This window comes from Noviherbaspirillum aerium (assembly GCF_008929045.1).
Classification (GTDB): domain Bacteria; phylum Pseudomonadota; class Gammaproteobacteria; order Burkholderiales; family Burkholderiaceae_D; genus Noviherbaspirillum; species Noviherbaspirillum aerium.
Window position 1 is genome coordinate 29,110 of the sequence record NZ_VFAH01000034.1, and the last position, 25,976, is coordinate 55,085.

At 55.6% G+C, this 25,976-nt stretch carries 25 protein-coding genes, 1 tRNA gene, 2 pseudogenes and 1 other annotated feature; of the genes and pseudogenes, 21 read left to right on the forward strand and 7 right to left on the reverse strand.

Features of this window, described 5'->3' with window-relative positions; all coding sequences use genetic code 11:
• Positions 1-249: 249 nt before the first annotated feature.
• Positions 250-444 carry a hypothetical protein gene (locus tag FH061_RS31330; RefSeq protein ID WP_225984929.1) on the reverse strand — a complete coding sequence of 65 codons (195 nt, stop codon included), beginning with the start codon at positions 442-444 and terminating at the stop codon, positions 250-252.
• On the opposite strand from FH061_RS31330, the gene FH061_RS31925 reads away from it, so the two are divergent.
• From FH061_RS31925 to FH061_RS27530, 5 genes are all read left to right on the forward strand, one after another.
• On the forward strand, positions 385-525 hold the full coding sequence (locus FH061_RS31925) for a nucleotide-binding protein (RefSeq protein WP_225984928.1): 141 nt from the start codon (positions 385-387) through the stop codon (positions 523-525). The genes FH061_RS31330 and FH061_RS31925 overlap by 60 nt on opposite strands.
• Before the next feature lie 21 nt (positions 526-546).
• On the forward strand, positions 547-1,755 hold the full coding sequence (locus FH061_RS27515) for a ParA family protein (protein ID WP_151639034.1): 1,209 nt from the start codon (positions 547-549) through the stop codon (positions 1,753-1,755).
• Positions 1,742-2,722 carry a ParB/RepB/Spo0J family partition protein gene (locus FH061_RS27520; protein WP_192805285.1) on the forward strand — a complete coding sequence of 327 codons (981 nt, stop codon included), beginning with the start codon at positions 1,742-1,744 and terminating at the stop codon, positions 2,720-2,722. Before FH061_RS27515 ends, FH061_RS27520 begins: the two co-directional genes overlap by 14 nt.
• 355 nt (positions 2,723-3,077) lie before the next feature.
• A complete protein-coding gene (locus tag FH061_RS27525) occupies positions 3,078-4,205 on the forward strand; it encodes a helix-turn-helix domain-containing protein (RefSeq protein ID WP_151639036.1) in 1,128 nt (375 codons plus the stop codon).
• A 5-nt stretch (positions 4,206-4,210) separates the two neighbouring features.
• Positions 4,211-5,164, forward strand: coding sequence for a hypothetical protein (locus tag FH061_RS27530; RefSeq protein WP_151639037.1), 954 nt, complete (start codon positions 4,211-4,213; stop codon positions 5,162-5,164).
• Positions 5,165-5,978: 814 nt separating this feature from the next.
• On the opposite strand, the gene FH061_RS27535 is transcribed toward FH061_RS27530, so the two are convergent.
• A complete protein-coding gene (locus tag FH061_RS27535) occupies positions 5,979-6,530 on the reverse strand; it encodes a hypothetical protein (RefSeq protein ID WP_151639038.1) in 552 nt (183 codons plus the stop codon).
• Positions 6,531-7,412: 882 nt separating this feature from the next.
• Between FH061_RS27535 and FH061_RS27540 the strand changes: the two genes are divergently transcribed.
• Positions 7,413-7,823 (forward strand): hypothetical protein, encoded by a 411-nt coding sequence (locus FH061_RS27540; RefSeq protein ID WP_151639039.1) that lies wholly within the window; start codon positions 7,413-7,415, stop codon positions 7,821-7,823.
• Positions 7,820-8,059 (forward strand): hypothetical protein, encoded by a 240-nt coding sequence (locus FH061_RS27545; RefSeq protein ID WP_151639040.1) that lies wholly within the window; start codon positions 7,820-7,822, stop codon positions 8,057-8,059. Before FH061_RS27540 ends, FH061_RS27545 begins: the two co-directional genes overlap by 4 nt.
• 19 nt (positions 8,060-8,078) lie before the next feature.
• Here the strand turns inward: FH061_RS27545 and FH061_RS27550 are convergent.
• Both FH061_RS27550 and FH061_RS27555 read right to left on the reverse strand, forming a co-directional pair.
• A protein-coding gene (locus FH061_RS27550) for an IS3 family transposase (RefSeq protein WP_151639041.1) occupies positions 8,079-9,301 on the reverse strand; the annotation gives its coding sequence in 2 pieces (ribosomal slippage) (positions 8,079-9,010 and positions 9,010-9,301; 1,224 coding nt in all).
• Positions 8,904-9,020: a sequence feature (AL1L pseudoknot), on the reverse strand. It overlaps the preceding gene by 117 nt.
• Positions 9,302-9,348: 47 nt before the next feature.
• Positions 9,349-9,489, reverse strand: a pseudogene (locus FH061_RS27555) (transposase); the annotation flags it as partial.
• Positions 9,490-9,687: 198 nt separating this feature from the next.
• On the opposite strand from FH061_RS27555, the gene FH061_RS27560 reads away from it, so the two are divergent.
• The 13 genes and pseudogenes from FH061_RS27560 to FH061_RS27625 all read left to right on the forward strand — a co-directional run bounded on the left by FH061_RS27560 (position 9,688) and on the right by FH061_RS27625 (position 23,575).
• The gene (locus FH061_RS27560) at positions 9,688-10,524 is read left to right on the forward strand and encodes an amino acid ABC transporter ATP-binding protein (protein ID WP_318841063.1); all 837 of its coding nucleotides are present in this window, start codon (positions 9,688-9,690) and stop codon (positions 10,522-10,524) included.
• An 80-nt stretch (positions 10,525-10,604) separates the two neighbouring features.
• Positions 10,605-11,804 (forward strand): M20 family metallo-hydrolase, encoded by a 1,200-nt coding sequence (locus FH061_RS27565; RefSeq protein ID WP_225984926.1) that lies wholly within the window; start codon positions 10,605-10,607, stop codon positions 11,802-11,804.
• 32 nt (positions 11,805-11,836) lie between these two features.
• Positions 11,837-12,529 (forward strand): DUF1989 domain-containing protein, encoded by a 693-nt coding sequence (locus FH061_RS27570; protein ID WP_151639044.1) that lies wholly within the window; start codon positions 11,837-11,839, stop codon positions 12,527-12,529.
• A 60-nt stretch (positions 12,530-12,589) separates the two neighbouring features.
• Positions 12,590-13,228 carry a cupin domain-containing protein gene (locus tag FH061_RS27575; protein WP_151639045.1) on the forward strand — a complete coding sequence of 213 codons (639 nt, stop codon included), beginning with the start codon at positions 12,590-12,592 and terminating at the stop codon, positions 13,226-13,228.
• A gap of 138 nt (positions 13,229-13,366) precedes the next feature.
• Positions 13,367-13,756 (forward strand): annotated as a pseudogene (locus FH061_RS27580) (integrase core domain-containing protein); the annotation flags it as partial.
• 24 nt (positions 13,757-13,780) lie between these two features.
• A complete protein-coding gene (locus FH061_RS27585; protein WP_151639046.1) occupies positions 13,781-14,779 on the forward strand; it encodes a LysR family transcriptional regulator in 999 nt (332 codons plus the stop codon).
• Positions 14,780-14,935: 156 nt separating this feature from the next.
• Positions 14,936-16,636 (forward strand): AMP-binding protein, encoded by a 1,701-nt coding sequence (locus FH061_RS27590; RefSeq protein WP_151639047.1) that lies wholly within the window; start codon positions 14,936-14,938, stop codon positions 16,634-16,636.
• 101 nt (positions 16,637-16,737) lie between these two features.
• Entirely contained in the window at positions 16,738-17,982 is a 1,245-nt protein-coding gene (locus FH061_RS27595) for a branched-chain amino acid ABC transporter substrate-binding protein (protein WP_151639048.1), read from the forward strand.
• Between the two features lie 159 nt (positions 17,983-18,141).
• Positions 18,142-19,578, forward strand: a complete 1,437-nt coding sequence (locus tag FH061_RS27600) for a thioredoxin family protein (RefSeq protein WP_151639049.1) — start codon at positions 18,142-18,144, stop codon at positions 19,576-19,578.
• Complete coding sequence (locus tag FH061_RS31685; RefSeq protein ID WP_273701378.1) at positions 19,575-20,099, forward strand: UGSC family (seleno)protein; 525 nt, start codon at positions 19,575-19,577, stop codon at positions 20,097-20,099. The genes FH061_RS27600 and FH061_RS31685 overlap by 4 nt, the downstream gene beginning before the upstream one ends.
• Before the next feature lie 24 nt (positions 20,100-20,123).
• On the forward strand, positions 20,124-21,530 hold the full coding sequence (gene selA, locus FH061_RS27615; protein WP_151639052.1) for an L-seryl-tRNA(Sec) selenium transferase: 1,407 nt from the start codon (positions 20,124-20,126) through the stop codon (positions 21,528-21,530).
• On the forward strand, positions 21,527-23,425 hold the full coding sequence (gene selB, locus FH061_RS27620; RefSeq protein WP_151639053.1) for a selenocysteine-specific translation elongation factor: 1,899 nt from the start codon (positions 21,527-21,529) through the stop codon (positions 23,423-23,425). The genes selA and selB overlap by 4 nt, the downstream gene beginning before the upstream one ends.
• A gap of 54 nt (positions 23,426-23,479) precedes the next feature.
• Positions 23,480-23,575 (forward strand) — tRNA-Sec (locus FH061_RS27625).
• Positions 23,576-23,711: 136 nt separating this feature from the next.
• On the opposite strand, the gene FH061_RS27630 is transcribed toward FH061_RS27625, so the two are convergent.
• On the reverse strand, positions 23,712-24,200 hold the full coding sequence (locus tag FH061_RS27630; protein WP_151639054.1) for a hypothetical protein: 489 nt from the start codon (positions 24,198-24,200) through the stop codon (positions 23,712-23,714).
• A gap of 420 nt (positions 24,201-24,620) precedes the next feature.
• On the opposite strand from FH061_RS27630, the gene FH061_RS31560 reads away from it, so the two are divergent.
• Positions 24,621-24,746, forward strand: coding sequence for a hypothetical protein (locus FH061_RS31560; RefSeq protein ID WP_264158763.1), 126 nt, complete (start codon positions 24,621-24,623; stop codon positions 24,744-24,746).
• Between the two features lie 657 nt (positions 24,747-25,403).
• Here the strand turns inward: FH061_RS31560 and infA are convergent.
• Both infA and FH061_RS31930 read right to left on the reverse strand, forming a co-directional pair.
• Positions 25,404-25,622, reverse strand: a complete 219-nt coding sequence (infA, locus tag FH061_RS27635; protein WP_151639055.1) for a translation initiation factor IF-1 — start codon at positions 25,620-25,622, stop codon at positions 25,404-25,406.
• 77 nt (positions 25,623-25,699) lie between these two features.
• Positions 25,700-25,879, reverse strand: a complete 180-nt coding sequence (locus tag FH061_RS31930; RefSeq protein WP_192805286.1) for an integrase core domain-containing protein — start codon at positions 25,877-25,879, stop codon at positions 25,700-25,702.
• Positions 25,880-25,976: the final 97 nt, after the last annotated feature.

A 25,976-nucleotide genomic window follows, 5' to 3' on the forward strand; every position in this document is an offset into this window, starting at 1 on the left:
TAAACCGGTTTAAAAGTGTCGATTTATCGTCTTCAAAGCCCTGGTCCGCGATAAAGTTAACTGGATTTCCATAAAAATACTCGTTACTATTCAGATACGGAAGTCTACGCGGTTGGGTATGTTCTGCGCTTCATCAACCAATTCGATGCGTATGTTGAAATTCTACGCAACCGAGTATGGTTGCCTATTTCACGTAGAATTCTGCATGCTTGGATTCAGGAGAGTTCGATGTTGAAATGTAGTGAGCATCTAGAGAGGGAAATTTCCGGCACTGTAACCGACGCCACTGGTCGCGGGCACCGTTTTGCCGGTTCTACGGCAGAACGGTCGGCGCTTACCGACCTGTCTGAGCGGTGCATTCTTGACATTGCGCCCGGTTTCTTGTTGAACGTACAAAACACCAAACGTGGCGTTGGCAAGACCACTGTAGTCGTTGGCCTTCATCAGTGTCTATCATCACCGCCCCATCGTGTTTTGACCATTGACGCAGACCCCGCAATCCAATGCAAATATGCGGACAGCTAGGATACCAGGTAGGAGAAATATATGCTGTTAAAGGATGTACCGCTGGCACGAAAGTCCATCGACATTGACAAGGTCATATCAGTGTCAAAGCGTGCGCGCGCGACGCTACTCGAGGTACGCGACCGGATGCTTGAACCTCACCCGCGTAAAACGCCGCCGGTGATATCGAGTACCCGTTTGATGCAATTACTGGATGTTGACCGCTCCCGCTTCAACTATCTGATCCAAAAGGGAGAAATTCCGAACGGCATCATTAAGGGGAGTAACCGCGGGCGTGAGTTTCTACTTGCGGTTGTGCAAGACACTGTTCGTCGGCTGGTGCCTGAGCGACTTCGACCACCGGGCGCACCTGGCATGACGTTGTGTGTAGGAAATTTCAAGGGTGGGGTCGGTAAGACCACGCTCGCCGTTGCCCTTGCGCAAGGCCTTAGCCTACATGGCCACAAAGTTTGCATGATGGACCTTGATCCGCAGGCAAGCACAACTACGCTGTTTGGCAAGGTACCTGAGGCGGAAGTTGAGGAATCGGAAACGGTAATGCCTCTTGTATATGGCGACGTGGAAACGTTAGCCGGGGTGCCACAAGAAACTTACTGGCCCGGCATCGATTTGATTCCATCGGCCCCATACCTTTTTGGTGCTGACTATTTCCTTCCTTCGCGGCAGGCGGATGACCCGTCGTTCGAGTTTTGGGAACTGCTCAACGGGGCCATGGATCCGTTGCGCGATAAATACGACGTCATCATTATCGATACACCGCCAACCCTGAGCTATCTGGCGACGGCCGCGTTCATGGCGTCGGACGGCATGATCGTCCCCGTGCCGCCGGAAGCGCTCGACTACGCGTCAAGCACCATGTTCTGGGGTCAATTCGCCGAACTCTTCGCGAGCCTGCGCGACTCACGCAAGCTTTCCAAGACATTTGATTTTGTCAAAATCGTGCTTTCCAAGGTGAAGGCAAAGAAGGTAAAGGACCGCATGGATGCCACGGATGCGACCCGTTCACTTTTGCAGCATACCTATCCAGAATTCATAGGCCGTTGCGAGCTGCCGGTATCCGACGTAGTAAGCAATGCCGCCGCCGAATTCCGGACGTTATACGATTTATCGTCGTATGCCGGATCCGCGAAGGCGGTCGCCGCCTTCGACGCATTCGTTGAAGAGATTGAGCTCGAAATGCTGGAAACATGGAAATCAGTTCAGGAGGAGGTCACCGATGGGGTTAGCTGACCGGATGAAGAAAACGACCGCAGGCTTGTCCGATGCGGTCGAAAAGCGCATGAACAGTGACACGGAGGCGACCCGCAAGCCGGTCACCATGCCAGGGCAACTTGGCGCTTTTCGGCTGGAAGCGCAGCGTTATGCCGACCGCATTGAGGAACTGGAAGCGAAGCTTTCCAATCTGCCGTACAGCAAATTGAAGCTTAGCGATTTGCATGAGCTGGAGGGACGGCGACGGAAGTTAAGCAACGAACAGTTTCACGAACTGGTCGAGAACTTGCGGAACAACGATTTAATGACGCCGATCACGGTACGACCTCGCGAAACCGGTGGCTTCGAGATTATTTCAGGGCATAACCGGGTCGCCGCGTATCAGCAACTTGGGCGTGATGAGATCGAGGCGGTGATCCGCACGATGGATGATGACAAGGCATTGATGGGCGCCTTTTACGCAAACCTGCTGCAACCGCAACTGCCCGACTTCGAAAAGTTTCTTGGCTTTATGGCCGTGCGAGCGCTCAATCCGTCTCTCACGGTGGATCAACTGGCAGAGCAGGCAGGCATATCATCAAGCCATGTACGCCGACTGATGTCTTATGAAGACCTGCCCGAGGCTGCCATTCGCATTCTCGAAGCCAGTCCTGGGTGTCTAGGCTCCAGCGCTGCCAGTGAGCTGGCAAAGTTTTCCAAGGCGGGTAAGAGCGATGCGGTGATCGAAGTTATCAAGGGCTTATCGGAAGGAAAGCTAACCCAGGAAGAATCGGTACGTATTGTCGCGCAGACACAGGCGACCCAAGCACCGAAGACCGCTGAGCGACCCAAACCGATTTCCATCAAACGTGGGAAGGAAAAGTTCATGACGATCCGACCCACTGCATCGCCGACCGTCTTCCGGCTCGATTTCGAGGACGCGGGTGATGCCACCACCGTGATGGCAGAGTTTCAGGATTGGCTGAAACAGCATTTTTTGAAGTAAGTGACGCTTCACCGACTTGGAGTGCCTTTAAAATCAACGACTTATCAAAAAACGTTCTTTGGAGAGCTGACATGACCACTTAGAACCGAGCGTTTGACTGGGGCCTAAAAGACAATCGCCCGCTGGGGAGCGGGCGGTTATCTGTAATTGAAGAACCCGGGGAGATTCTTAATCACTCAGCAGATTCGAGTCTATCCCGAAGTTCTTCAGTTCGCAAGAAGCCACCACGACTTTTTGCACATTGACTGAAGAATTATCGCGGCCTTGCGCATTCGCGCGCAGCTTGCTGCCCTTTTTCTTGATCGATGTGTGCCATTAAACCATTCCGCCTGGCGCCAGGCATTGGAGTGCGATTGTGCACGCGTACACACTGAAGGAATTAGTCGAGCGTTTCAAGACACGCCCGGCTGCGATCCTTGAAGCCATCATCCGGGCGTACACCTTCCCGGACGTTATCCATGCAATGACCAAAACCGAAGTGCGAGTCCTGCTGGCACTGATGTCGCGAATGAATCAGAAGAACGGTCTGACGCCTGTAAAGGCCAATTGCGACCGACTCGCCGACGAAGCAGAATGCTCGGAGCGCACCGTGCGCCGGGCCATCGGGAGTTTCCGCGCCCTAGGTTTTCTCGCCCTTGACGGCGACATACCCCGGGATGAATTCGGCCAGTTCGATAGGAAAAATACCTACTCGTTCACCGAACGCTTCTGCACCCTGGTTCGCCTGCCCTACCCTGACTGTCCTAGCACCGCGCTATCACCGGCGGCAGAATTGGCCAACGGTGCTGTATACGTGGATCTTAGTTATAAAAAAGATCTCCAGGAGATTTCGAAAGAAAACACCAAAACCCACGGCTTCGATTTGCCTGACGAGCTCAGGCAGGCTGCACTGGAGTTCGCCATCCTGGAGAGTGGCATTGCCAAACTGCGGGGGCTCGCACGCCAGGCCGGATACCAACTGGAGTCAATCATCATCTGCGCACGTGAGCGCCTGCGTACCCTCGGCCTAAGCCGTACCCGCGCGTACCGTTACCTGCTCAGCCTGATCAACAAGCCCAGCGACTATGACGCCCGCGCAGCACAACTCGCTTCCAGCCAGCAGCAAGCCGTCGCGGACCAGCCCGCCATCGACCGCTTCCTGACCGAATACGACGGACGTGTATTCGAAACGCCTGACTTGCGCGAACTGGTCGCCGTCAATGCCGCCAAACGAACCGTGTTTCATCGGGCCGGCGGCAAGGACTCCACCTACCCGGTCAGGACATCGCACGATGTCGCACACTGGCAGACCAAGCTCGCCAACCCGGACCTGGTCGACCGTGCCTCGTACGTCAAGAAAGCCCCTACCCCACCGGCGACTCGGTCTGGTCCGCGTCCGAATCTCAAGGCCTACCTCGCTAGCATAAACGCCACAAAGGTTAAGGATTCCGGGTGCATTGCCTATGCTCCTCCCCCGAGCCAGCTCCTTACGGCGGCGGCGTGAGCGCAATGGCACACACCAAGCTTCACGACCCTGCTCGTGCCCGAATCCGGGTCTTCTGGGCGCAAGCCGTATATCGCAGTCAATTGCGAATGAATCAGAAGAACGGTCTGACGCCTGTAAAGGCCAATTGCGACCGACTCGCCGACGAAGCAGAATGCTCGGAGCGCACCGTGCGCCGGGCCATCGGGAGTTTCCGCGCCCTAGGTTTTCTCGCCCTTGACGGCGACATACCCCGGGATGAATTCGGCCAGTTCGATAGGAAAAATACCTACTCGTTCACCGAACGCTTCTGCACCCTGGTTCGCCTGCCCTACCCTGACTGTCCTAGCACCGCGCTATCACCGGCGGCAGAATTGGCCAACGGTGCTGTATACGTGGATCTTAGTTATAAAAAAGATCTCCAGGAGATTTCGAAAGAAAACACCAAAACCCACGGCTTCGATTTGCCTGACGAGCTCAGGCAGGCTGCACTGGAGTTCGCCATCCTGGAGAGTGGCATTGCCAAACTGCGGGGGCTCGCACGCCAGGCCGGATACCAACTGGAGTCAATCATCATCTGCGCACGTGAGCGCCTGCGTACCCTCGGCCTAAGCCGTACCCGCGCGTACCGTTACCTGCTCAGCCTGATCAACAAGCCCAGCGACTATGACGCCCGCGCAGCACAACTCGCTTCCAGCCAGCAGCAAGCCGTCGCGGACCAGCCCGCCATCGACCGCTTCCTGACCGAATACGACGGACGTGTATTCGAAACGCCTGACTTGCGCGAACTGGTCGCCGTCAATGCCGCCAAACGAACCGTGTTTCATCGGGCCGGCGGCAAGGACTCCGCTTGCCCGTTCAACGCCCTGCCACACGTCGCACGTCAGCGCCTTCCACGATGCCCGCTGCATTTGCAACGGGTACGGCGAATACATCAGTCGCTGGCTACATCTCTACCGACCAATGGAGACCGCTTTTGAGCATCCCGATCCCAACCATGCGCGATGTCATGCAACAGGTCAAGTTGTTGTTCACGCTTGACGCCGTTGCTCCTGTTTGTGTTTCGCCGTGACCCGTCGTTGGATCCAAGCACTTTCTTGCCGGAAAATCCTCGACCTTGGTTTCATTTGATGACCTGCCATCGATTTAACTGCCGAAGCAAGGAAAATGATTTGCCATTCAACCGCCATGTCTTGACTCTTCTAAGAGCGCACTTATTGCTGAGGTCGCAACGCCGTGTATCGACAATGACCGCATTATGCGTATCTTGCAGTTAGTCGACGGGAAGTGCCAGGAGCGGTGTGCTACGCGATACCGGGTTCATAGTTCCACGGCCAACTGATGATAATGACGATCAATGGTGCAAGGTGTTAATCGGTGTCCCGGCCTGTTTTCGGAATCGACAGAAAACAAGCCAGTCCATTGTAAGCGTTGCTTTCATCAGTCATCCAAGCTGTGCAACCATCGCGGCATCAGTCATACAGCGCCTGAGCGATGTCAACCCAAGGACACTCCATGAATCCTGGTATGGCACAGTGTAATTTGAGCGTCAGAAGACCATAGCAAAGACCCAGCTGCCCAATCCCGATCACCCAATGCTGGCAAAAAGATCGCTCCCTTTTCTTTTGGGTACCACGTCGGTGCTGCGTTGGGCGGTGACTGTACGCGCGCTGGTACTCGCCGCAAGCTGCCTCGTTCCAATAGCCCTATAGGAACACCATACACTGGTACCGTCGCTTTGGCGACCGAATGATCATTACCTGCCAATTTGTCGTGCAAGCGAAGCCGTGCTGGTCAGTCGCTTACCTGTTTGCCATACCGGCCTCTAAAGGAGGTAAGCCACTGCATCAGGGTGTTCTTAAAGTGATCGCAACATGGAGGCAAGTGGAAATCAAGGGTAGCTGCCGGAACCAGTGTAAGTGTTTGATTGGAAAGGTTTTTCGGAAAGTAACCAGAAAAAACCATCGGCTCTGCAACATTTTTTGCGATGAATGATAATGAAATTTTCATTTCAGGTCTGTTGTCACCTGTCGCAGCCCGCCTGCTTGTGCCTGATACGGTCAAGAATTTCGAGACCGCATAGGCGATTTCGATTCTCTTGAAAGACGCCAGGTGGGATAGGAAAAAAATGAATGCAACTATTGAGGCGGCATGATAAAAACACCATGCGCAGACTGCCACCCAATAAGAAAGTTCGTTCGCAATGCCACGCAAGCCCATCGCTGTCACCGCAATGTCTCCCGCTGAACGCCGTCGCAAGTCGGACGAAGAAAAGCGCCACCGCGGTGAAGTGCGGATCACCGCATGGATCAGCGCAGACGCCGCTGCCGCGCTGATGGTTCTCACGGAAGGCAGAACCGAGCGCGGTGCAATTAAAACGGCGATTGAGCAGGCGCTCGTGAGAGCCTCAGTGCGGGTGAAGGTATAGCCAAGAATTTTGCTGCCGCCGAATCACTGACTTGGCTAAGGGTTCGACGGGTCGTCTGGCGCAGCAGGGGCGATACACGCTATCCTGGCCTGGTGCTCGATTACCGCAAACAGTGTTCATCCGCTAGTCGAGGTGACGGTGACTGCATGATGTACTTCACTGACATCACGGTGCAAGGGTGAATGCTGGTGGTCGAAAGAGCCAAGCTTTCGGGCGGGCAGGGCGCAAGGTCTCCGCGTCAACAATGGTAAATCGTCCATCATAGACCGCTCTGGTGTCGATGTAGAGGTGATTTCCCAGCGTCGTATGCCGGTCAAGCACATAATGACCGACCACGTCTGCGCGTACGCTCTCGACAGGATGCACGTACTTGCTATCGTAGCGACTGCGTGACCACAGGCATGCGGCGATGTCGTAGAGGAAAGCAAATTTGTCTGCACGCGCAGCCCGTTTTCCAAGGGAACCGATGATTTGCAGACAAATTTCCTAGCATAAAAAAGAAAGCAAATTTATCGGTTCGCATCAGAAGCAAGTAAATTTGTCTATTCGTAGCTTTGACTACTCAATGAGAGGCGTACGTTGTCGGAATGACGAAATCGACAACAGGCTTCCACGCTCCAGTTTCCATGACTCGACCGCGAGGTAGTCGCCGCGTCGACGTCTACGGAATCAAACTCAACCGTCGAGTCCAGTGCTTCAGCGATGCCGCATACCTTCAATGGGTATGTCTTGAGGCCGATCCAAGGGTGCATGCATATTGCGAACGTCCTGCACTTGTCGAGTACGGAGAGGATCGGCTCATGGTCGATTACTGGGTCAGAAAATGCGACGGTGATTCCTTGCTAATTCTGGACGAGGAGTGCCGCTTATCGAACGCAGTAATAAGTGGTACGCGCTATGCAGTGACGACCATATCGCATGCTGAGTTGGCAGCTTTCGAAGTATGGGTAGAGAACTGGGAACGCATTCTGCCAGTAATCACCTCATGCCGGACATTGGTTCCGGACACACTATTGAAGTCGGTACAGCGCGTGGTTCGTGAACCAATACAGCTTTCCCATATTGAAAGGGAACTAAGCCCTGCAGAACCGACAATCGTACGTGCCGCTCTCTTTACCTTACTTCACCGCGGTACGTTGCATGCCCCTCAATTGATGACCGAGCCGCTTTCGTTTTTGACTCAGTTCGCAACCACGGAAGACAAGTCATGAGTCGACGCCGTGCCAACTTTCTGGAAATCGACACCTGTATATGGCCCGCTGTCGACTACCACGCGCTGTCACCAGAAAATCAAAAGGTCTATGCTGCACGATGCAAAGCGATCGAGTTGTATGTTGCGGGAAGGACGTTACGTGACATCGAAGAGGAAACCGGCATCAATAGCCGTCAGTTGTATTGGCTCCTCGACCGCTGCTTGAAATGTCAGATGAACCGCCCCGGCTTTTGAGGAGGCTGGTTGGTGTGAGTCAGGCCGGGACGGCTTGACTGCTCAATTGCCGGTAGTAGTTTGCCTCAGCTTCTGCCGGCGGGATATAGCCAAGGGGTTCCATCAATCGGTGGTGGTTGAACCAGGACACCCATTCCAAGGTGGCCAGCTCCACCGCTTCCCGGGTCTTCCATGGTGTCCGTCGATGGATCAGCTCGGCCTTGTACAAGCCGTTAATGGTCTCGGCAAGGGCATTGTCATAGCTGTCGCCCTTGCTGCCCACAGACGGTTCAATGCCAGCCTCTGCCAGGCGATCGCTGTAGCGGATAGACACGTATTGCGACCCGCGGTCGCTGTGATGAATCAAGCCATCCTGCGGCCGCCGAGCGTACAGCGCCTGTTCCAGTGCATCGAGCACGAAGTCTGTCTGCATTGAACTGCTGACGCGCCAGCCAACGATCCGACGAGCAAACACGTCGATCACGAAGGCCACGTACACGAAGCCTTGCCAAGTCGACACGTACGTGAAGTCGGACACCCACAGTTTGTTGGGCCGATCTGCCCGGAACTGCCGGTGGACCCGATCCAGTGGACAAGGCACCGTCCTATCACCGACTGTTGTACGAACCGGCTTGCCTCGTACGGCACCGCGCAAGCCCAGACGGCGCATGAGCCGCTCGACTGTACAGCGGGCCACCGTAATGCCTTCGCGCCTGAGCTCACGCCAGACCTTGTCTGCCCCATAGACCCGTAGGTTGGCATGCCATACTCGCTCAATATGGGGAATCAGCATCTCGTCACGGCGGTCGCGTGCGCTCCGCAATGCCGGATTACGAGTCCGCGCTGCATGACGCCAATAGGCCGACGGGGCAACCTGCAGTAGCCGGCAGATCGACTCGACCCCGAATGCCTCCCGGTACCGGTCAATGAAGGCATTCACGACTTGAAGCGGCGGTCGAGCTCCGCCTGGGCGAAAAACGCGCTGGCCAACTTCAGGATCTCATTGGCCTTGCGCAGCTCGCGTACTTCCCGCTCCAGCTCCTTGACCCGATCCTGTTCGGTCGTCGTGGTGCCCGGTCGCTGGCCGTGATCACGCTCATGCTGACGAACCCAGCGCCGCAGAGTCTCGGCAGTACAGCCAATCTTGCCGGCAATGGACTGGATGGCTGCCCATTGCGATGAATGTTCTTCTTTGCTCTCGAAAACCATCCGCACTGCGCGCTCGATGACTTCCGGGGAATACTTGATTGCTTGCTTCTTCATAGGCTCCATTATCTCAAACGTTGGAGCCTCCTCGATTTCCGGGGCGGTTCACGCCAGCGGTAATAGCTTTGTTCGGAAATACCAGCTTCCTTGCAGGCCAATGGCGTGCTCTTGCCACTGCCCATGGCCACTTCAATGAGGCGCAGCGTGGCGATGATTTGTTCGGGGGTAAAACTCTTGCGAGGCATCTTATGGTTCCTTTCCTAAGTTGAATTCTCTCTCAACCTGGACTGGAATCAGCCGGTCACGTCAGTCGCAGACACGTTCTCCTATGCCGAGCCCTATCTGCTGCTGGGATTGATTTATTGGGTGCTGGCACTCTCGTTCGGTTTCGCAGGACATGCCTTGGAGAGGATCTCAGCTCCCGTTTTTCGAAAGGACACCCCATGACCAACGTTTCCCTTCCTATGTTGAGCCTGCGCGGTGTGGGCAAGTCCTACGGCTGCAACCGCGTACTCAAGGACTTCAACCTCGACATCCAGCGCGGAGAAGTCGTTACTCTTATCGGACCGTCGGGTTCCGGAAAGACCACTGCACTGCGCTGCATGAACTTTCTCGAAGAGTATGATGAGGGCGAGGTCTACATCGGCGGTGCGCTGCTCGGTTACGAAACGATGCCGAACGGCAGTCGGCGACGGGCAAGCGAACGTGCAATTTCCGAAGTACGCGCGGCTGCAGCGATGGTATTCCAGCAATTCAATTTGTGGCCGCACATGCGTGTTATCGATAACGTCACCGCACCGCTGACGCTTGTCAAAGGCATGCGCCCAGACACGGCACGCGAGCGGGCCATGCGTGTACTCGACCGCGTCGGCCTCGCCGCCAAGGCCAACAGCTACCCCTCACAGCTCTCCGGCGGCCAGCAGCAGCGCGTTGGAATTGCGCGTGCGCTGGCCGTTGAGCCTCAAGTGATGCTGATGGATGAGCCAACATCGGCGCTCGACCCGGAACTGGTGGACGAAGTGCTCGAAGTGATCCAGTCGCTCGCTAGGGAGCACATGACCATGGTCATGGTCACCCATGAAATGGGCTTCGCAGCGAAGGTGTCTGACCGCGTGGCCTTCATGGAAGGCGGCCGCGTGGTCGAATGCGGCCCCCCGCAGCAGTTGTTTTCCGATCCGGTATCCGAGCGCTTGCGTGCGTTCCTGCGTACCTGGTTGTCGCGAAACGCCAATAACGACCTTGCCGCATTCGATTCCGTGGCCGAGCCGGGGTGCAAATGAAGTCGTCAACCAAACGAAACGAATTATCTCCGGACTCCCTACACGCGTTCGATGCAGTGAACCAGGAGCGCTTGATCCGCATGCAGCGAGAGCTGGCCGGCTTCGGTGCCGCTGCGGATGGCGGCGTTTGCCGGGAAGCGCTCACTGAAATCGACTTGGCGGCACGTTCCTGGTTGTGCCGGCTACTGCCGGCGGCCAGTTATGAATGGATGGTCGACGATGCGGCAAACCTCATCGTCAGGCGGGCAGGCACTGTTCCAGGACTGGCACCCGTGATGACGGGAAGCCACATGGATACTCAGCCGATGGGAGGATGGCTCGATGGTGCATTCGGCGTCATTGCCGGCATCGAAGCACTCATGGCGCTCGACGATGCCGGCATCCATACCCGTAGGCCGATCGAGGTCGTCGCATGGACCAACGAAGAAGGAACGCGTTTCAAGCCTGGCGCGATGGGTTCATCGGCTTTCGCCGAGCCTGGCCGGCTGGCGGGGTTTCTCCAGACGCGCGATTCGAAGGGCGAGACATTTGAGACGGCCTGCAATGCTGCCATTGAACGGATACTTCCATCGGCGAAGCGGAGCCCGCTTGGCCACCCGGTGCATGCCTATATCGAGGCCCACATCGAGCAAGGCCCGGTACTCGAAAGCGGACAGTGCCGGCTTGGCGTGGTCACTTCGATTCAAGGCGTGCGCTGGTATGAAGTCGAAGTGCGGGGCGTCAGTGCTCATGCCGGCACGACGCCGATGCAGCTGCGACATGACGCCGTGCTTGCCGCTGCGGAATTGGTCGTCAGGATTAATGAAGCGGCCGCAGCTCGCGACGACGGCAATCTTCGCCTCACTGTTGGAAGGTTCGACGTTCCAGGCTCATCCATCAACACGATCGCAAGCCATGTCGGTTTCAGCATCGACCTGCGTCATCCTTCCGATGCGTTTCTCGCCGACATGGAAGAACTGATCAAACGCGTTATCCGGAAACAGACGCGATGCGCTGCAGAAATCCGAACCCTGATGCAGCGTGCTCCGACGCAATTCGACGCCGACGTCCTCAGTATCGTCGAAAACGCTGTGGCAGCGACTGGAGCGCCTTACTGCAGTCTGGGCTCGGGAGCATTTCACGACGCGATGTACGTCGCTGAAGTCGCCCCGGCCGCGATGCTGTTCGTACCTAGCAGGAATGGCATCAGCCACAACCCGATGGAAGACACCGATGAAGCCGATCTTGTCCTCGGTACCCGCGCGCTTGCGGCGGCATTGGTAACTCTCGCCAATCAATGAACAACTTAACCGACCTTAATCAAGGAGCCGCAATGATGACAACTGAAGCCACACTCACCATGGTAGACAACAGCGAACCCGCCGGCACGAACGATTCACTGAAGTCGCCAATCTCCGCCGATGGCACGCCGGAACTTGGACGTGTCTACGAAGTGCCCGCCCGGCATGGACGTGCGGTGCGCCTCAAACGTGGACAAACTATCAAGATCATCAACACCTATGGGACGCAGGTAGCGGACATGTGGGCCTTCAATGCGGGGCAGATGAGCGAGTTCATGTCGATGGAACATCTACATGCCTGGATTGACCGGGTCAATCCCCGCCCGGGAGACCAGATGGTAAGCAACCACCGCCGTCCGATACTGACGTTCAAGACCGACACTTCGGTCGGTGTGCATGATACGCTGATCGCGCCCTGCGACATTTATCGCTACCGTACGCTCGGCGTCGAGGGATATCATGACAGCTGCGCCGACAACCTGCGTCTGGCGTTGAAGGCGATCGGCTTGCGCACGCGCGAGGTTCCGGGGTCGCTCAACCTCTGGATGAACATTCCTTTCGACGGCGAGGGCAAGATTCAATGGCTTCCAACCGTAAGCAAGCCGGGCGACTATGTCGAATTCGACGCAGAGATGGACTGCATTGTCGTCCTGTCAGCCTGTCCTCAGGATATCGTGGCAATCAACAGCAACAAACCATTGCCGGTGCATTTCTCGGTACACTGAACGACATTCGAATAAACCGGGCCGCCGCCGCAAGGCGCGCCGGCCATCTCACCGACAGATATGGCTCATCCACGTACCTCGATTGCCCCGCAAGGGGATGCTCCTGCGACCGAAAACCCTTCCGCGCCAACCAGGCTGGCGCTTGCCTTGGGCGCGCGCATACGGCATGCCCGCATCTTGCGCGGATACACGCTCAAGTCGCTTGGCCAGGCTACCGACTGTACGGAAGGGATGCTGTCGAAGATAGAGCGCGGTCTGGCATCGCCGTCACTGTCGCTACTGCACCGTATCGCCCAGGCCTTCCAGACCAACATCGCGGAGCTGACCAGCGTGGAAGAGATGAGGCACAGTCCCGTCGTGCGTGCCGGCGAGCGCCCTGTGGTCGAGTTCGGCGAGGAGGCGCTAGGAAGCAAGGGCATACGGCTTGAGCGCTTGGTGCCGCCGCAGCGGGGACAATTGCTGCAGGGCGATATCCATGTTTTGCCACCGGGTGCGAGTGCTGACGAACGCATTCAGCACCAGGGTGAGGAAATGGGTTATGTGTTGGAAGGGGCGTTGACCCTGACGGTGGACGATACTAATTATCTGCTACAGGCAGGCGACTCGTTCTACTTTGCCAGCGAGCAGCCGCACAGCTACAGCAATCCAGGCAGCGTCACCACAAGGGTATTATGGATCAACTCACCGCCGACCTTCTGATGCGATCGTCGTTGGCCAGTTAAAGAACGCCATGGACGAAATCCGGTCGGCAACAAGCAGTAAGTAGATGGGAATCGGGGCTCGTATGAAACTACCGGTGGTTTATTGAACTTGGTGGAAAAGGCAGAAAAGCGATGACATGGAGTATCAGGGCAGTATGTTGTGAGAATTCTGCAGCGCGCGGCGAAGTTTCGCGGTCTGCCGGGCGCCATTCGCACCGCTCAGGGTCCAGAGTTTACTGGCAAGATGCTGGACCAATGGGCATATCAGAATGGTGTGCAGCTCAAACTAACCGAGCCAGGCAAACCAACGCATAACGCCTGCATTGCAAGCTTCAGCGGCCGGTACAGGGATGAATGCCTCAACGATCACTGGCTTACCAGCTTGGCGGAGGCACGCATTCGGATAGCCGCATGGCGGCGGGATTGCAATGAGCCCCGGCCGCACAGTACATTGAACTACCAGACCCCGGCAGATGATGAGCTTCGAGTCCGTTTTCTGACGCGTAGCTTACAATCTCCTCAGTGACTATTACATCGGAGGTGGCCCAGCATGAATCTATCGCGCGTGGATCTTAACCTCTTCATTGTGTTTGAGGCGATCTTTGCGCTTGGCAGCATTACCGCTGCCGGACGCAAGCTGAATATTACGCAGTCGGCGGTAAGCCATGCACTTTCACGTTTGCGCACCTTGTTCGAGGATCCTCTATTCGAGCGCAGCAGCCGCGGCATGACGCCGACACCGCTCGCACGCATGCTGATCGTGGATGTTCGTAACGCGTTGCAAAGCATGGAATGCACTTTGCAGAAAACCGTACACTTCGACCTGTCGACGACCCAACGCCGTTTTACGATTGCCATGGGCGATCCCTTCGATGCGGTCCTGCTGCCCAAACTGATGGAACGCATCGGTCCAGTGGCGCCAGGCATAGAGATTGAATCGATCTACAGTGACCGTCGTCGAGTCGAGGCGGCATTGCTCGAAGGCTCACTGGACATGGCAATCGATGTACTGATCCCTACCAGTCCGGAGATTGGCCATGCAGCAGTGCTTTCCGAACCTCTTGTGATTCTTGCCTGCAAGGACCATCCCGACATCCGTGGCAGCGTCGACCTCGATACTTATCTAGGGCAAAAGCATATCCAGGTTTCGTCGCGTCGCCGGGGCCTAAGTATCGAAGACATTAGCTTGCGGCGAGCCGGGTTAACAAGACAAGTGCGTCTCCGCTGCCAGCATTATTCCGCCGCCGCCCACATTGTTAGCCGCACGCACATGCTGATGACGATGCCGCGCTGCTTTGCGGAATTGACGAACGATGCTTTGGGCAATCAGATGTTGGCAGCACCGTTTCCGTCTTTACGGCTGGAGTTGTTTCTTTACTGGCATGCGCGTAGTGACAAAGATGCCGCCGCACGATGGCTGCGGGACCAAATCCTTGCAGTTATATCAACATCTGTTTCCGGACTTCCTTCATCAAGTAAAGAAGCCGGCATTCCTCAAGTAGCTCTTTCGGCGAAACTACCCTTAGGTGTAGCGTCCAAGACCTTATGAATTGTATTCATATCACTTCATATAGGAAAATCATTGGATTCAAGCCTCACAACGTTCTAAGCTTGTTCCCCAAGCGGAGCTGAAACTGCGGTCTTGCCTTGGTGCAATTAAAGTTGGTCGCGCCGTCTGAAGGTAAAACAAGGGGACAAAGTAACTATGCAGGATTTACCTTGGTCAAAGGCATATCCGCCAGGCTTGCGATGGGACGCTGTTGTCGATACCCAGCCGGTGTGCCAAGTGCTGGACGATGCGGTACGGCAGGCTCCCCAGCACATTGCAATCGAATTCAACGGAAAGCAGCTTACTTACGCTGAGCTGCAGCAGTATGTTGCGCAAGCAGCCAAGGGGCTGCAGCTTCTTGGTATCCGGCCGGGTACCAAAGTCGGACTCTTCCTTCTCAATACTCCACATTACGTCATCAGCTTCTTTGCTATCTTGCGCATCGGCGCGGTCGTGGTGAATTACTCGCCGCTTGATGCGGAAAAGGTTCTGGCACATAAGGTGGAAGACAGTGAAACCGACGTCATCATCACGCTTGATACCCCTGCACTTTATCCGGTAATGGACAAGCTGCTGGAGGTAACGCGACTGCAATACCTCGTTATCGGAAATATGGCCGAGATGTCCGCGTGGTCATCCGCGGGCGGCGATGCAGCATTGCATGAGGCGCCCTGCCAGATACAATGGACTGACCGGCATGTCCGGTATGCGGAACTGCTTGCCAATGACGGAGATTATGAATCGGTGGCCGTATGTGACCTGCAGGAAATCGCGGTTCTTCAATACACCGGCGGTACGACGGGCATGCCGAAAGGGGCAATGCTCACGCATTCCACGCTGACCGCAGCCTGCATGCAGGCCAGGCTGAATCTGGCGAGTGGAGGGACCGGTCTGGCATTTGGCAAGGAAACCTTTCTTGTGGTCCTGCCTTTGTTCCACATCTATGCATTGACGTTCAATCTTTTGCTTGGCATACACCTCGCCGCGAAACTGGTTATCCATGCAAGATTCGACGTGCGTGCAGCCGTAACCGATCTGACCGAAAAAAGAGTCAGCGTTTTTTTCGGCGTTCCAACGATGTTTACCGCTGTCAACGGCCTCCCGGGTGTCGAGCATGCCGACTTCTCAAGTCTGAAACTTAGCAACTCCGGAGGGGCGCCGCTCCCGGTTGAAGTACACGAACGGTTTCAGCAACTGACAGGTTGTACGTTGCGGGAAGGCTGGGGCATGACGGAGGTGTGCGGCGTAGGGACTAACACGCCGCCGCAGCGGCCGCACAAAATTGGTTCCTGCGGTGTTCCGATGTGCGGCGTGACCATCAAGTTCGTCAGCGTCGACGATCCAGCAGTTCAGGTCGACTATGGCAAGCAGGGTGAGATATGTATTCGTGGTCCGAACGTGATGAAGGGGTATTGGAAGAATCCCGAGGCAAGCGAATCTGCAATGACATCCGACGGATTCTTGCGTACCGGCGATGTCGGATATATGGATAACGAGGGCTTCTTGTGGATCGTCGATCGTATCAAGGACATGATGCTTGTCAGCGGCTTCAATGTCTATCCACGCAATATCGAAGAAGCTATCTATAAACATCCGTCGGTCGCCGAGGTCATCGTGATCGGCGTGCATGATGAGTATCGCGGGCAAAGCCCCAAAGCCTATGTACGACTGAAAGAAGGTGCCGATGCAATTTCACTAGACGAGTTGAAGACTTTCTTAAAGCCGTATCTCGGCAAGCATGAAATGATTCAGGCACTCGAACTGCGTTCCGAATTGCCAAAGACGGCCGTTGGCAAGCTGTCACGCAAGGACTTGCACGATGAAGCTAAGCGCAAGGTACAGACAAATGACGGCTGAATAGTGCTTCGGTCGGGCGGCGCATGCTGGTGATCTGCCATTTGCCGTCAATAGGCCCGGCACGATAAATACAACAACCCAACCAAACCGGAGACGATGACATGACTATTTCCTTACGCAGAATTTCACTTTCCTGTGTGACGGCTGCTGCATGCGCCACGCCGGCAGTCTATGCTGACAATGTAAAGATTGCCTTCATCGATCCGTTGTCAGGTGCCTTTGCGCCGCCTGGCCTCAATGCCTTGCATAGCTTGCAACTCATCGCTGGTATGGCAACCGAGCAAAAATGGGCCGGGCCGGGACATACCATCGAGGTCGTTGGGTTCGACAACAAGGGAAGTCCGCAGGAGTCGCTCAGCCAGTTCAAAACGATCGTGGACCAGGGTATCCGGTACATTGCGCAGGGTGCGGGGTCCGGCGTCGGGCTTGCCTTGCTGGACGCGGTGAATAAACATAACGAGCGCAATCCCGGAAAGGAGATTGTCTATCTCGATTACGCTGCGCTCGATCCCGATATGACCAATAGCAAGTGCAGCTTCTGGCACTTCCGATTCGAACCGAATTCGGATATGCGCATGGAGGCGCTTACAACCTATATTGCAGCCAATCCGAATATCAAGAAGGTCTATGTCATCGGTCAGAATTATGCGCTTGGACACCAGGTAAGCCGTGCGGCAAAGGATTACATCAAGCGCAAGCGCCCGGACATCCAGATCGTCGGCGACGACTTGCATCCTATCGCTACCGTAAAGGACTTTTCTCCTTATGTGGCAAAGATCAAGGCGTCGGAAGCAGACGCCATTATTACCGGTAACTGGGGGGCCGATCTTGCGCTATTGATTCGCGCAGCCAAAGACGCCAATCTGAAGTCGACTTTTTACACCTATACGGCCTACACGAGCGGCGTGCCTGTGGCTATGGGCAGTGCAGGGGAGGACCGCGTCAAGAACGTGAGTTACTGGAATGCGAACTCCGATCCGGCGGGACAACCTGTCGTCGACGCCATGAAGAAGAAATACAATGAAGACTACTGGCTCATGTCTAGTCACAGTGCGATCGGCATGTTGGCCAAAGCGATCAAGGAAAGCGGGTCGACTGATCCGGTGAAGGTTGCTTTTGCGATGGAGGGCATGAAATTCAAAACCCTGAGCGGCGAGGTCGAGATGCGCAAGGCAGATCATCAGTTGCAGCAACCGATCTACATCAATACTTGGGTCAAGACAGATGGCAAGGAGGTGAAATACGATCAGGAAAATACCGGTTATGGATGGAAGACCGAAAAGCGGATCGATGCCTACGTCGCGACTCAGCCGACTTCTTGCCAGATGAAACGCCCGTCGCGATAAAGTCCTCCGGCACACATACGGGTTGTCCTGGATGAAGAACAGATCCTGCTGGCAATAAAACAAGCTTGCGTCATCTGGGATAGTATCTTTATATGATTTGCCGAATGTAGATGTACGGCTTTCCAGGTGCTACAACGCTGACACAACACAAATTGAACGATGACTACCATGCCAGACGGGTTGATTGTCATTGCCAAGCGCGAATGTCCTACTTGCGCATTGGTAGAGCCATTATTGCCGGCGCTCGCGGATTCGGGGGTCCCGCTGACAGTCTATGTACAGGACACGGACGACTATGCGCGCGACATGTCCAACGTCATCTATGACGAGACGCTCGAGCACTCATTTCGGTTGAATGTCGAAGTGGTGCCGACATTGATCCGTGTTGAAAACGGCGTAGAGGTCGAGCGTACTTACGGCTGGCATCGTGACGACTGGCGGCGCTTGAGTGGCAATGCCTCATTGGGAGAAACCTTGCCGGTACTCCGCCCTGGTTGTGGTTCCAAGACACTGGAACCTGGCATCGCGGAGTCGCTGGTGATTCGCTATGGCAGTCCCGGCTTCACCTCGCGCCCAATGGAGATCGCCGCATCGGAAGATCTTATCGAGACATGTTACGAACGAGGCTGGACGGACGGACTGCCGGTGGTCCCACCGACCCGTGAACGTGTTCTGCGGATGCTGGCAGGCACGACGCGCCAGCCAAATGAAGTCATTGGCATCGTGCCTCCCGACCTGGCCGAATGCACTGTTGAAAAAGTGGCGATCAATGCTGTGATGGCGGGCTGCAAACCTGAATATCTGCCCATCGTACTGGCCGCGGTGGAAGCAGCCCTTGTCGATGAATTTGGCATGCATGGCGTGCTTTGCACAACAATGTTTGCAGGACCGATGATCATCGTGAACGGGCCTGCTGCGAAAGCCGTCGGCATGAATTCGGGCGTCAATGCACTAGGTCAGGGAAATCGCGCCAATGCAACCATCGGTCGCGCACTTCAACTTGTCATTCGCAATATCGGCGGCGGACGCCCAGGCGAGCTGGATCGCGCAACCCTTGGCACACCTGGAAAATATACCTTCTGTTTCGCCGAAGCTGAAGATCCTGCATGGCAATCATTGTCTGTGGAACGCGGTTTTCCCGCAGAGTCGTCAACCGTCACCTTGTTTGCCGGCGAAGGCGTGCAAGGGATCGTCGACCAGAAATCACGTACTCCCGAATCGCTCGCGCGCAGCTTTGCCCTTTGCCTGCGCTCTGTAGATCACCCGAAACTTGCTATGGCTGGCGACGCCGTACTGGTGGTGTCACCGGAACATTGCCGCGTCTTTACCGATGCCGGCTGGTCGAAAATCCGGCTGCGTGAAGAATTGGACCGATTGCTGACCGTGCCGGCCGATGACATGATCGTTGGTGCGGGCGGCATTGCGGAAGGCCTGCCGGCCGCCATGGCGGGTAGTATGGTGTCCAAATTCCGACCGGGCGGGCTGCTTATCGTTCGCGCCGGAGGGACCGCTGGTTTGTTTTCTGCCGTCATTGCTGGCTGGGCCGCATCCGGCCCTGTCGGCTCCACACCTGTTACAAAGGAGATTCTTTCATGAAAGAACCTACTATCCTGCTCGATCCCACATCGGAACGGGCACCGGCGGTGCGACCGCTGCTTGCCCGACCTGCAAGTCTGGAAGGGCTTACCGTCGGCATACTGGACATTTCCAAGGCGCGCGGCAATGTATTCCTGGACCGCCTCGACGAACGGCTTGCCGCACAAGGCATTGCGGTCAAACGGTATCGCAAGCCGACGTTCACACGGGTGGCCCCAACTGCGCTCAAGCAGCAGATTGCCGCTGAATGCAATGTACTGATCGAAGGCCTGGCAGACTGAGGGTCTTGCACGTCGTGCTGTATGCATGACATTGCAGACCTCGAAGGCCGAGGTATTCCTGGAGTAGCGATTGCGTCCACGGAGTTTCAACAAGCAGCTGCGTTGCAGTCAAAAGTGCTTGGGTTCGACCCGGCAATGGTCTTCGTACGCCATCCTATCCAGGACAGGACCGATGACGAATTGCGTGCGCTTGCCGACGAAGCATTCGAGCACATTTTGCGAGGCATCGCAGGGAAGTAAGGCGGACCGGAGAGGGGGCTTGGCATGAGCGTTGCCAACTCTGCCGTCCAGTTCCATCTACCGTCAGTAGACCGGGTACTTCGATGGCCAGCAATCGAGGCACTGATAGCAGCACATGGTCGAACAGTGGTCCTGATGGCAATCCGTGCGGAACTGGAGGCATGCCGTGTTCATGCCGCCATGGCTGGTGGCATCAGCAATGCGGTAATGGCGGAAGCCGTAGCGCAGAGAATAGCAACATTCGTGTCGCCGTCTTTGCGCAGGGTGTACAACCTGACCGGGACGGTCCTGCATACCAATCTGGGACGCGCTCCACTTCCGCCCGAGGCGATTGCTGCGATGGTAGAGGCGGCATCCGGCGCATCCAACCTTGAATATGATCTCGGTACCGGAGAACGCGGTGACCGCGACGACCACATCGAAGCCTGGCTATGCCGCCTGACCGGTGCCGAAGCCGCAACGGTGGTCAACAACAATGCGGCGGCGGTGCTGATATTGCTCAATACGCTGGCGCTGCGCAAAGAGGTCATCGTATCCCGTGGTGAACTGGTCGAAATCGGCGGTGCTTTCCGTTTACCGAACATCATGACCCGTGCGGGATGCAAACTGCATGAGGTAGGCACCACCAACCGCACGCATCTGCGGGACTACGCGGATGCAGTAAGCAACCGGACCGGCTTGCTCATGAAGGCGCATACCAGCAATTACCGGATAGAAGGTTTTACTGCCTCGGTGGACGAGACCCTGATTGCCGATGTGGCCGGCGCCAAAGGTCTTCCGTTTGCAGTAGACCTCGGTAGCGGGACACTCGTCGATATGACACGATTCGGCCTGCCGCACGAGCCGACGCCAGCCGAAACCCTGGAGAAAGGCGCTCACCTGGTTACATTTAGCGGCGACAAACTGCTTGGAGGACCGCAGGCCGGAATCATCGTCGGTCGCAAGGAACTGATCGCGCGCATCAAGAAAAATCCCATGAAGCGCGCCATGCGCTGCGACAAGATGACGATTGCCGCGCTTGAGGCGGTGCTTCGCCTGTACGCCGACCCGGACCGGCTGATCCAGCGGCTTCCGACGCTGCGCCTGTTGGCAAGGCCGGTGGACGAGATCGAGGCATTGGCCCGTCGGGTACGGCCCGCCGTGGCCGGATGGGCCAGTGCCCAAGGCAATGTGGACGTGGTACCGCTCGATAGCCAGATAGGTAGCGGCTCCCTGCCTACTAATCTATTACCCAGCTTCGGCTTGCGCATCACACCGGCGAGCGTAAAGCGGCGTTCAGGCAGGATTCTGGAAGAGATCGCCAGCACCTTCCGTTCACTGCCGACGCCAGTTATCGGTCGCATATCCAATGGTGCCTTTCTCCTGGACTTGCGCTGCCTTGAAGCGGAGCAGGATTTCATTGCACTCTTTGCCGGTGCTCCTGCAATATGATCATTGCGACTGCGGGCCACGTCGATCATGGCAAGACAACGCTGGTTAAAGCGCTGACCGGCATTGATACCGACCGTCTTAAGGAAGAAAAGCAGCGCGGTATGACGATTGAGCCAGGCTATGCGTATGCCGATTTCGGATGCGAAGAACCACTCGCATTCGTCGATGTCCCCGGACATGAACGATTCGTGCGTAACATGCTTGCGGGAGTGGCGGCGATCGACTTTGCGCTTCTGATCATTGCCGCCGACGATGGGCCTATGCCGCAAACTGTTGAGCATCTGGCGATTTTGCAACTCCTGGGCGTACAGCGTGGTGCGGTTGCACTGACAAAGACTGATCGTGTAGCGCCGGAAAGAGTCAATGAGGTTGCAGTGCAAATCGCAACTCTGCTATCGACTACGCCAATGCAAGATGCAAGGGTCTTTCCAGTGGTCGCAACGACGGGCAAAGGAGTGCAGGCTCTGCGGAATCATCTTGCTGACGCAGCGGCAAGTATCCCTCGGGTAGCAATGGCAGGAAACTTTCGGATGGCGATTGACCGCAGTTTTACGTTGTCAGGCGCGGGCCTGGTGGTCACAGGTGCCGTCACTTCAGGCAGGTTACGCGTGGACGAAGAGGTTGTCGTCTCGCCGCAAGGCGAAACACTGCGTGTCCGAAGTATTCACCAGCACAACCGTCCGACAGACGTTGCCTCAGCCGGCCGGCGCTGTGCGCTCAATCTTGCAGGCAGCAGTCTCAAGCGAATTTCAGTCGAGCGCGGAGACTGGCTCGTTGCGGCGGCCGCCCATGCGCCGACCGAGCGCCTTGATGTTCGTCTAGTCGTTCATGCATCCTGTCCATCGTCTATCGAGCACTGGACGCCGGTGCATGTGCACATTGGCGCAGCGGTGGTCAACGCCAGAGTCGCCATTCTGGGAGCGAATTCAGTTGAGCCAGGCCAATCAAGTTTTGCCCAGCTGGTTCTGGACCGCAGCATATCGGCAATGCATGGCGACCGCTTTATATTACGCGACCAGTCCGCACGGCGGACTATAGGCGGCGGCCGGGTCGTTGACCCGTTCGGCATCCATCGTGGTCGTGCGAAGCCGGAAAGAATAGCCCAGTTAAGCGCGATGGAACGCGCGACGGCTTCCGAGGCGCTCGATGCCTTGCTCGCGATCTGCCCAGATGGCGTTTCACTGCAGCCGTTCGCACAGGCATGGAACCTGACCCCCGACGAACAGACAGTTTTGCGTGAACGCCATGCAATGATATGTTTTCATGATCGTGACGTGCTTGTGGGGATTGCTGCACAACGGTGGACCGCAATGCGTGGCCAGCTGACAAAGGTGCTGCGCGAATGGCATCAGAGCGAGCCTACATCGGTTGGGCCTACTGATGCTGCCCTAGCGGCGCAGATGCAGTTTCAACGGATGCCAACGGCATGGCGGGCTGCCTGCAAGGCCCTATGCGACGATGGGTTGGTAGTCCGGCAGGGTGTGAGCCTGCGTCTAAAGGAGCATCAGCCCGTCCTGTCTGCACTGGACGCCCTGCTACTTGAACAGATCAGCTTGCTGCTAAGCCGTGCCGGATTGCGGCCGCCGATTGTGGGCGAGCTTGCACGGGAGCTCGACATGAATCAGGCGACTTTGGTCGAATTTTTGGAGAGAGTAAGTCGCATGGGACATCTGGTTCGCGTGGCGAAAAATCGGTACTTTTTGCCGGAGACTTTGGACAAGCTTGCAGGTATCGCAGCACAACTCGCTGTGGAATCGCCGACAGGACGTTTCGATGCGGCTTCATTTCGAGACCGGTCCAGCATCGGTCGAAATCTGACCATTGAGGTGCTCGAGTTTATGGACCACGCGCGCATTACGCACTTTTCTGGTGGATCGAGAAAGATGCTTGATTAGCGCAGCAGCAAAGCAAGCGGAGATGTAATAATAGTGCTGGCAATGTGACAAAACGGAAGGGAATCGTATCCCGGTGGAGCGCCCGGACTTCAAATTCGGCGAGATGCGCACGGCGTGTCTGGTGGGTTCGACTCCCACTCCCTTCCGCCATATAAGGCCTATAAAGATGAGTGCTAAATTTGTGTAGGATTTTTTCGCGTACTAGTCGGTCATTTGGTAAAAAAGCGGGATAAGGCGGTCAAACGTTAGAGCAATAATGTTTTGAGTTGTACTCGAACCTTATTTTTCAGGCTGCGCGAGGCTCCTCTGCGTCTGACGCGTGTTGGCTTGCCTTTGCCTGGGAGCTAATGGCTTGATTCAGTAAATTCAGATGAAGCAGCCTGCGGACTGTTCGTCGTATATCTTCATACGCGTCTTCCTTACCCATCTCCGAGACTAACTCCAACATATTGATGAACGCCTTTGCGCCAAGTGATTCGGCCGCAGTTTCGATACCTTGCAGGATCGCCGGCGAATATTTGACTTCACGTCCCAGTGCAAGCAGGAACGGCACGTCCTGAAGCTTCGGTGTGCGCCTGACACGCTTCAGCAGGTCAAACATCCGGCCGCGATCAAAATGAACCCCACAGGTGACCAAATCGATGTCTTTGCGGAGGAACGCTTCGGCTTCCTGGAAAGAATGACAGATCAATAGATTGAACTCATCATCCAGGACATCATGGACAAGCGGAGTGTCTTGAGAACTGACGGCAATGAGTAGGGTAGGCTTCCCCATTCGTTCCATAAAGGGTCTTATGCCACGGACTATTGATATTATGCAACATAGACGCCACGACTCGCTTTGTCAAAGTTTTTCGAAGCGAAGAGACCTCGAGCGGCAGCATGGATGATGGGTCATTTGCCTGTTACTCTTCGCGAATACTATGGCTTTACTCTAGCTTTTCCGAATGAGGCGACCTTAGCGGAAGAAGCTGTTTATACCCGAGCTGGGGGTTTCGAAACATTCCAGCACCAATTTCATCTGTAGATGTGAAAGGGATTTCCCATCTACGCCCAAGAGTCGGCGTGCGCCGGCTTTTTCTACTTTTGCATAGCGCAAAACAGCGTCGCATTGCCAAATTCTCATTCGGTAAACCCTTATTGTGCAATGCAACAGCGTTGCAATATATTCCTCATCGTTTTTGAAGGAGGAAATATGTCAATTTTGCAATACGACGCTTATAAGCTTGGATCGAACGGCAGTGGAACCAGTGAAGAATGGCATGGCGCCCCTGTGCCTCTTGAAGAGCTGCCTGCGGGCTTGATCGAAGACGAGGTCTAAGTACTTCGTCATCCATGATCTTAGTGGACCCCTTCCTTCATTGCGGAAGGGGCCTTGCTTCCTGCTACTACCCATTTGGATACTTTTGTGTGAAGAGCCCAATGCCTGCTTGTATAGGCGTACTGACGTAAATTTTGCCGGGACGTCCTTGCACTGCCTTGCCGCAAGCGGGGCACTCTACAGTGTCGGTCATGTCTTCATCGACAAAAGAACAACTCACTTCGACGACTTCAAATTCCCTATTGCAACCTACGCACTCCATTGAAACTGTTGGCATTGCATCTCCTGTCATTTACAACTGAAGTGAGAGCAGAGTCAGTATGTATGGTTCGCCTAGAGGAAGGATAAGTTCGTTGTCGACTGACGAATGACCTGTTCAAAAAATTGCCATGTCTTCATTGATGGGCCGAAAATCGCAAAGCGAACAAAATTCGACACTCCCCGAGCTGGTATTGAATGTTTGTCGGAAGAAGGTAAGCGGGTTATAAATTTATTCGGCAATTAGATGGAATTGGCAGGATAAAGCTAGACCGCATGCATGCTTCTTTCGTGTACCCACGTGGGCGTGGCACAGTCAAGTTCGAGGAGAAGGTGAAGGTTTAGCGGAGGCCCCTCTTTACCCAATGCTATCGAGCCTCTCGGGAATGGTATTGCGAGTTACTTAGTGCGAAATACGATGCGCGCCTTTGTGAGATCGTATGGGGTCATTTCCACCTTGACCTTGTCGCCTGGGAGGATCTTGATATAATTTTTGCGCATCTTGCCAGAGATGTGGCCTAGTACCTTGTGCCCGTTTTCCAGCTCGACAGTGAAGGTTGCATTAGGCAGGTTTTCGAGGACCTTCCCCTCCATCTGTATCACATCGTCTTTTGCCATTCCATTCCTTTAAAAGATTGCGGCGCACGTTGGGCGTAAGCCGCCACTAATAGGATTAAAGTGACCTGCTACCCAATTTAGTCCGACATTGCGATGGAATCCGCGGTTAAAAATCCTTTTGCAAAATGGTTGGGCGGCAGGTAACCGAGCGAGCTATGTGGCCTCGCATCGTTGTATTCCTGTCGCCACGTGCTAATGACTTCGCGTGCATGCCGTACCGATAGAAAGTAAGCGTCGTCTCTGAGCCGTGTGGACATTGTTTGCAGGAGAAGCCAAAGTACCTCCCACCAAACGAGTAGTGGGAACCACAGTGTCCATTGAAGCTAAACGGCCTTCCCGCAAGGGTCGCCCGAA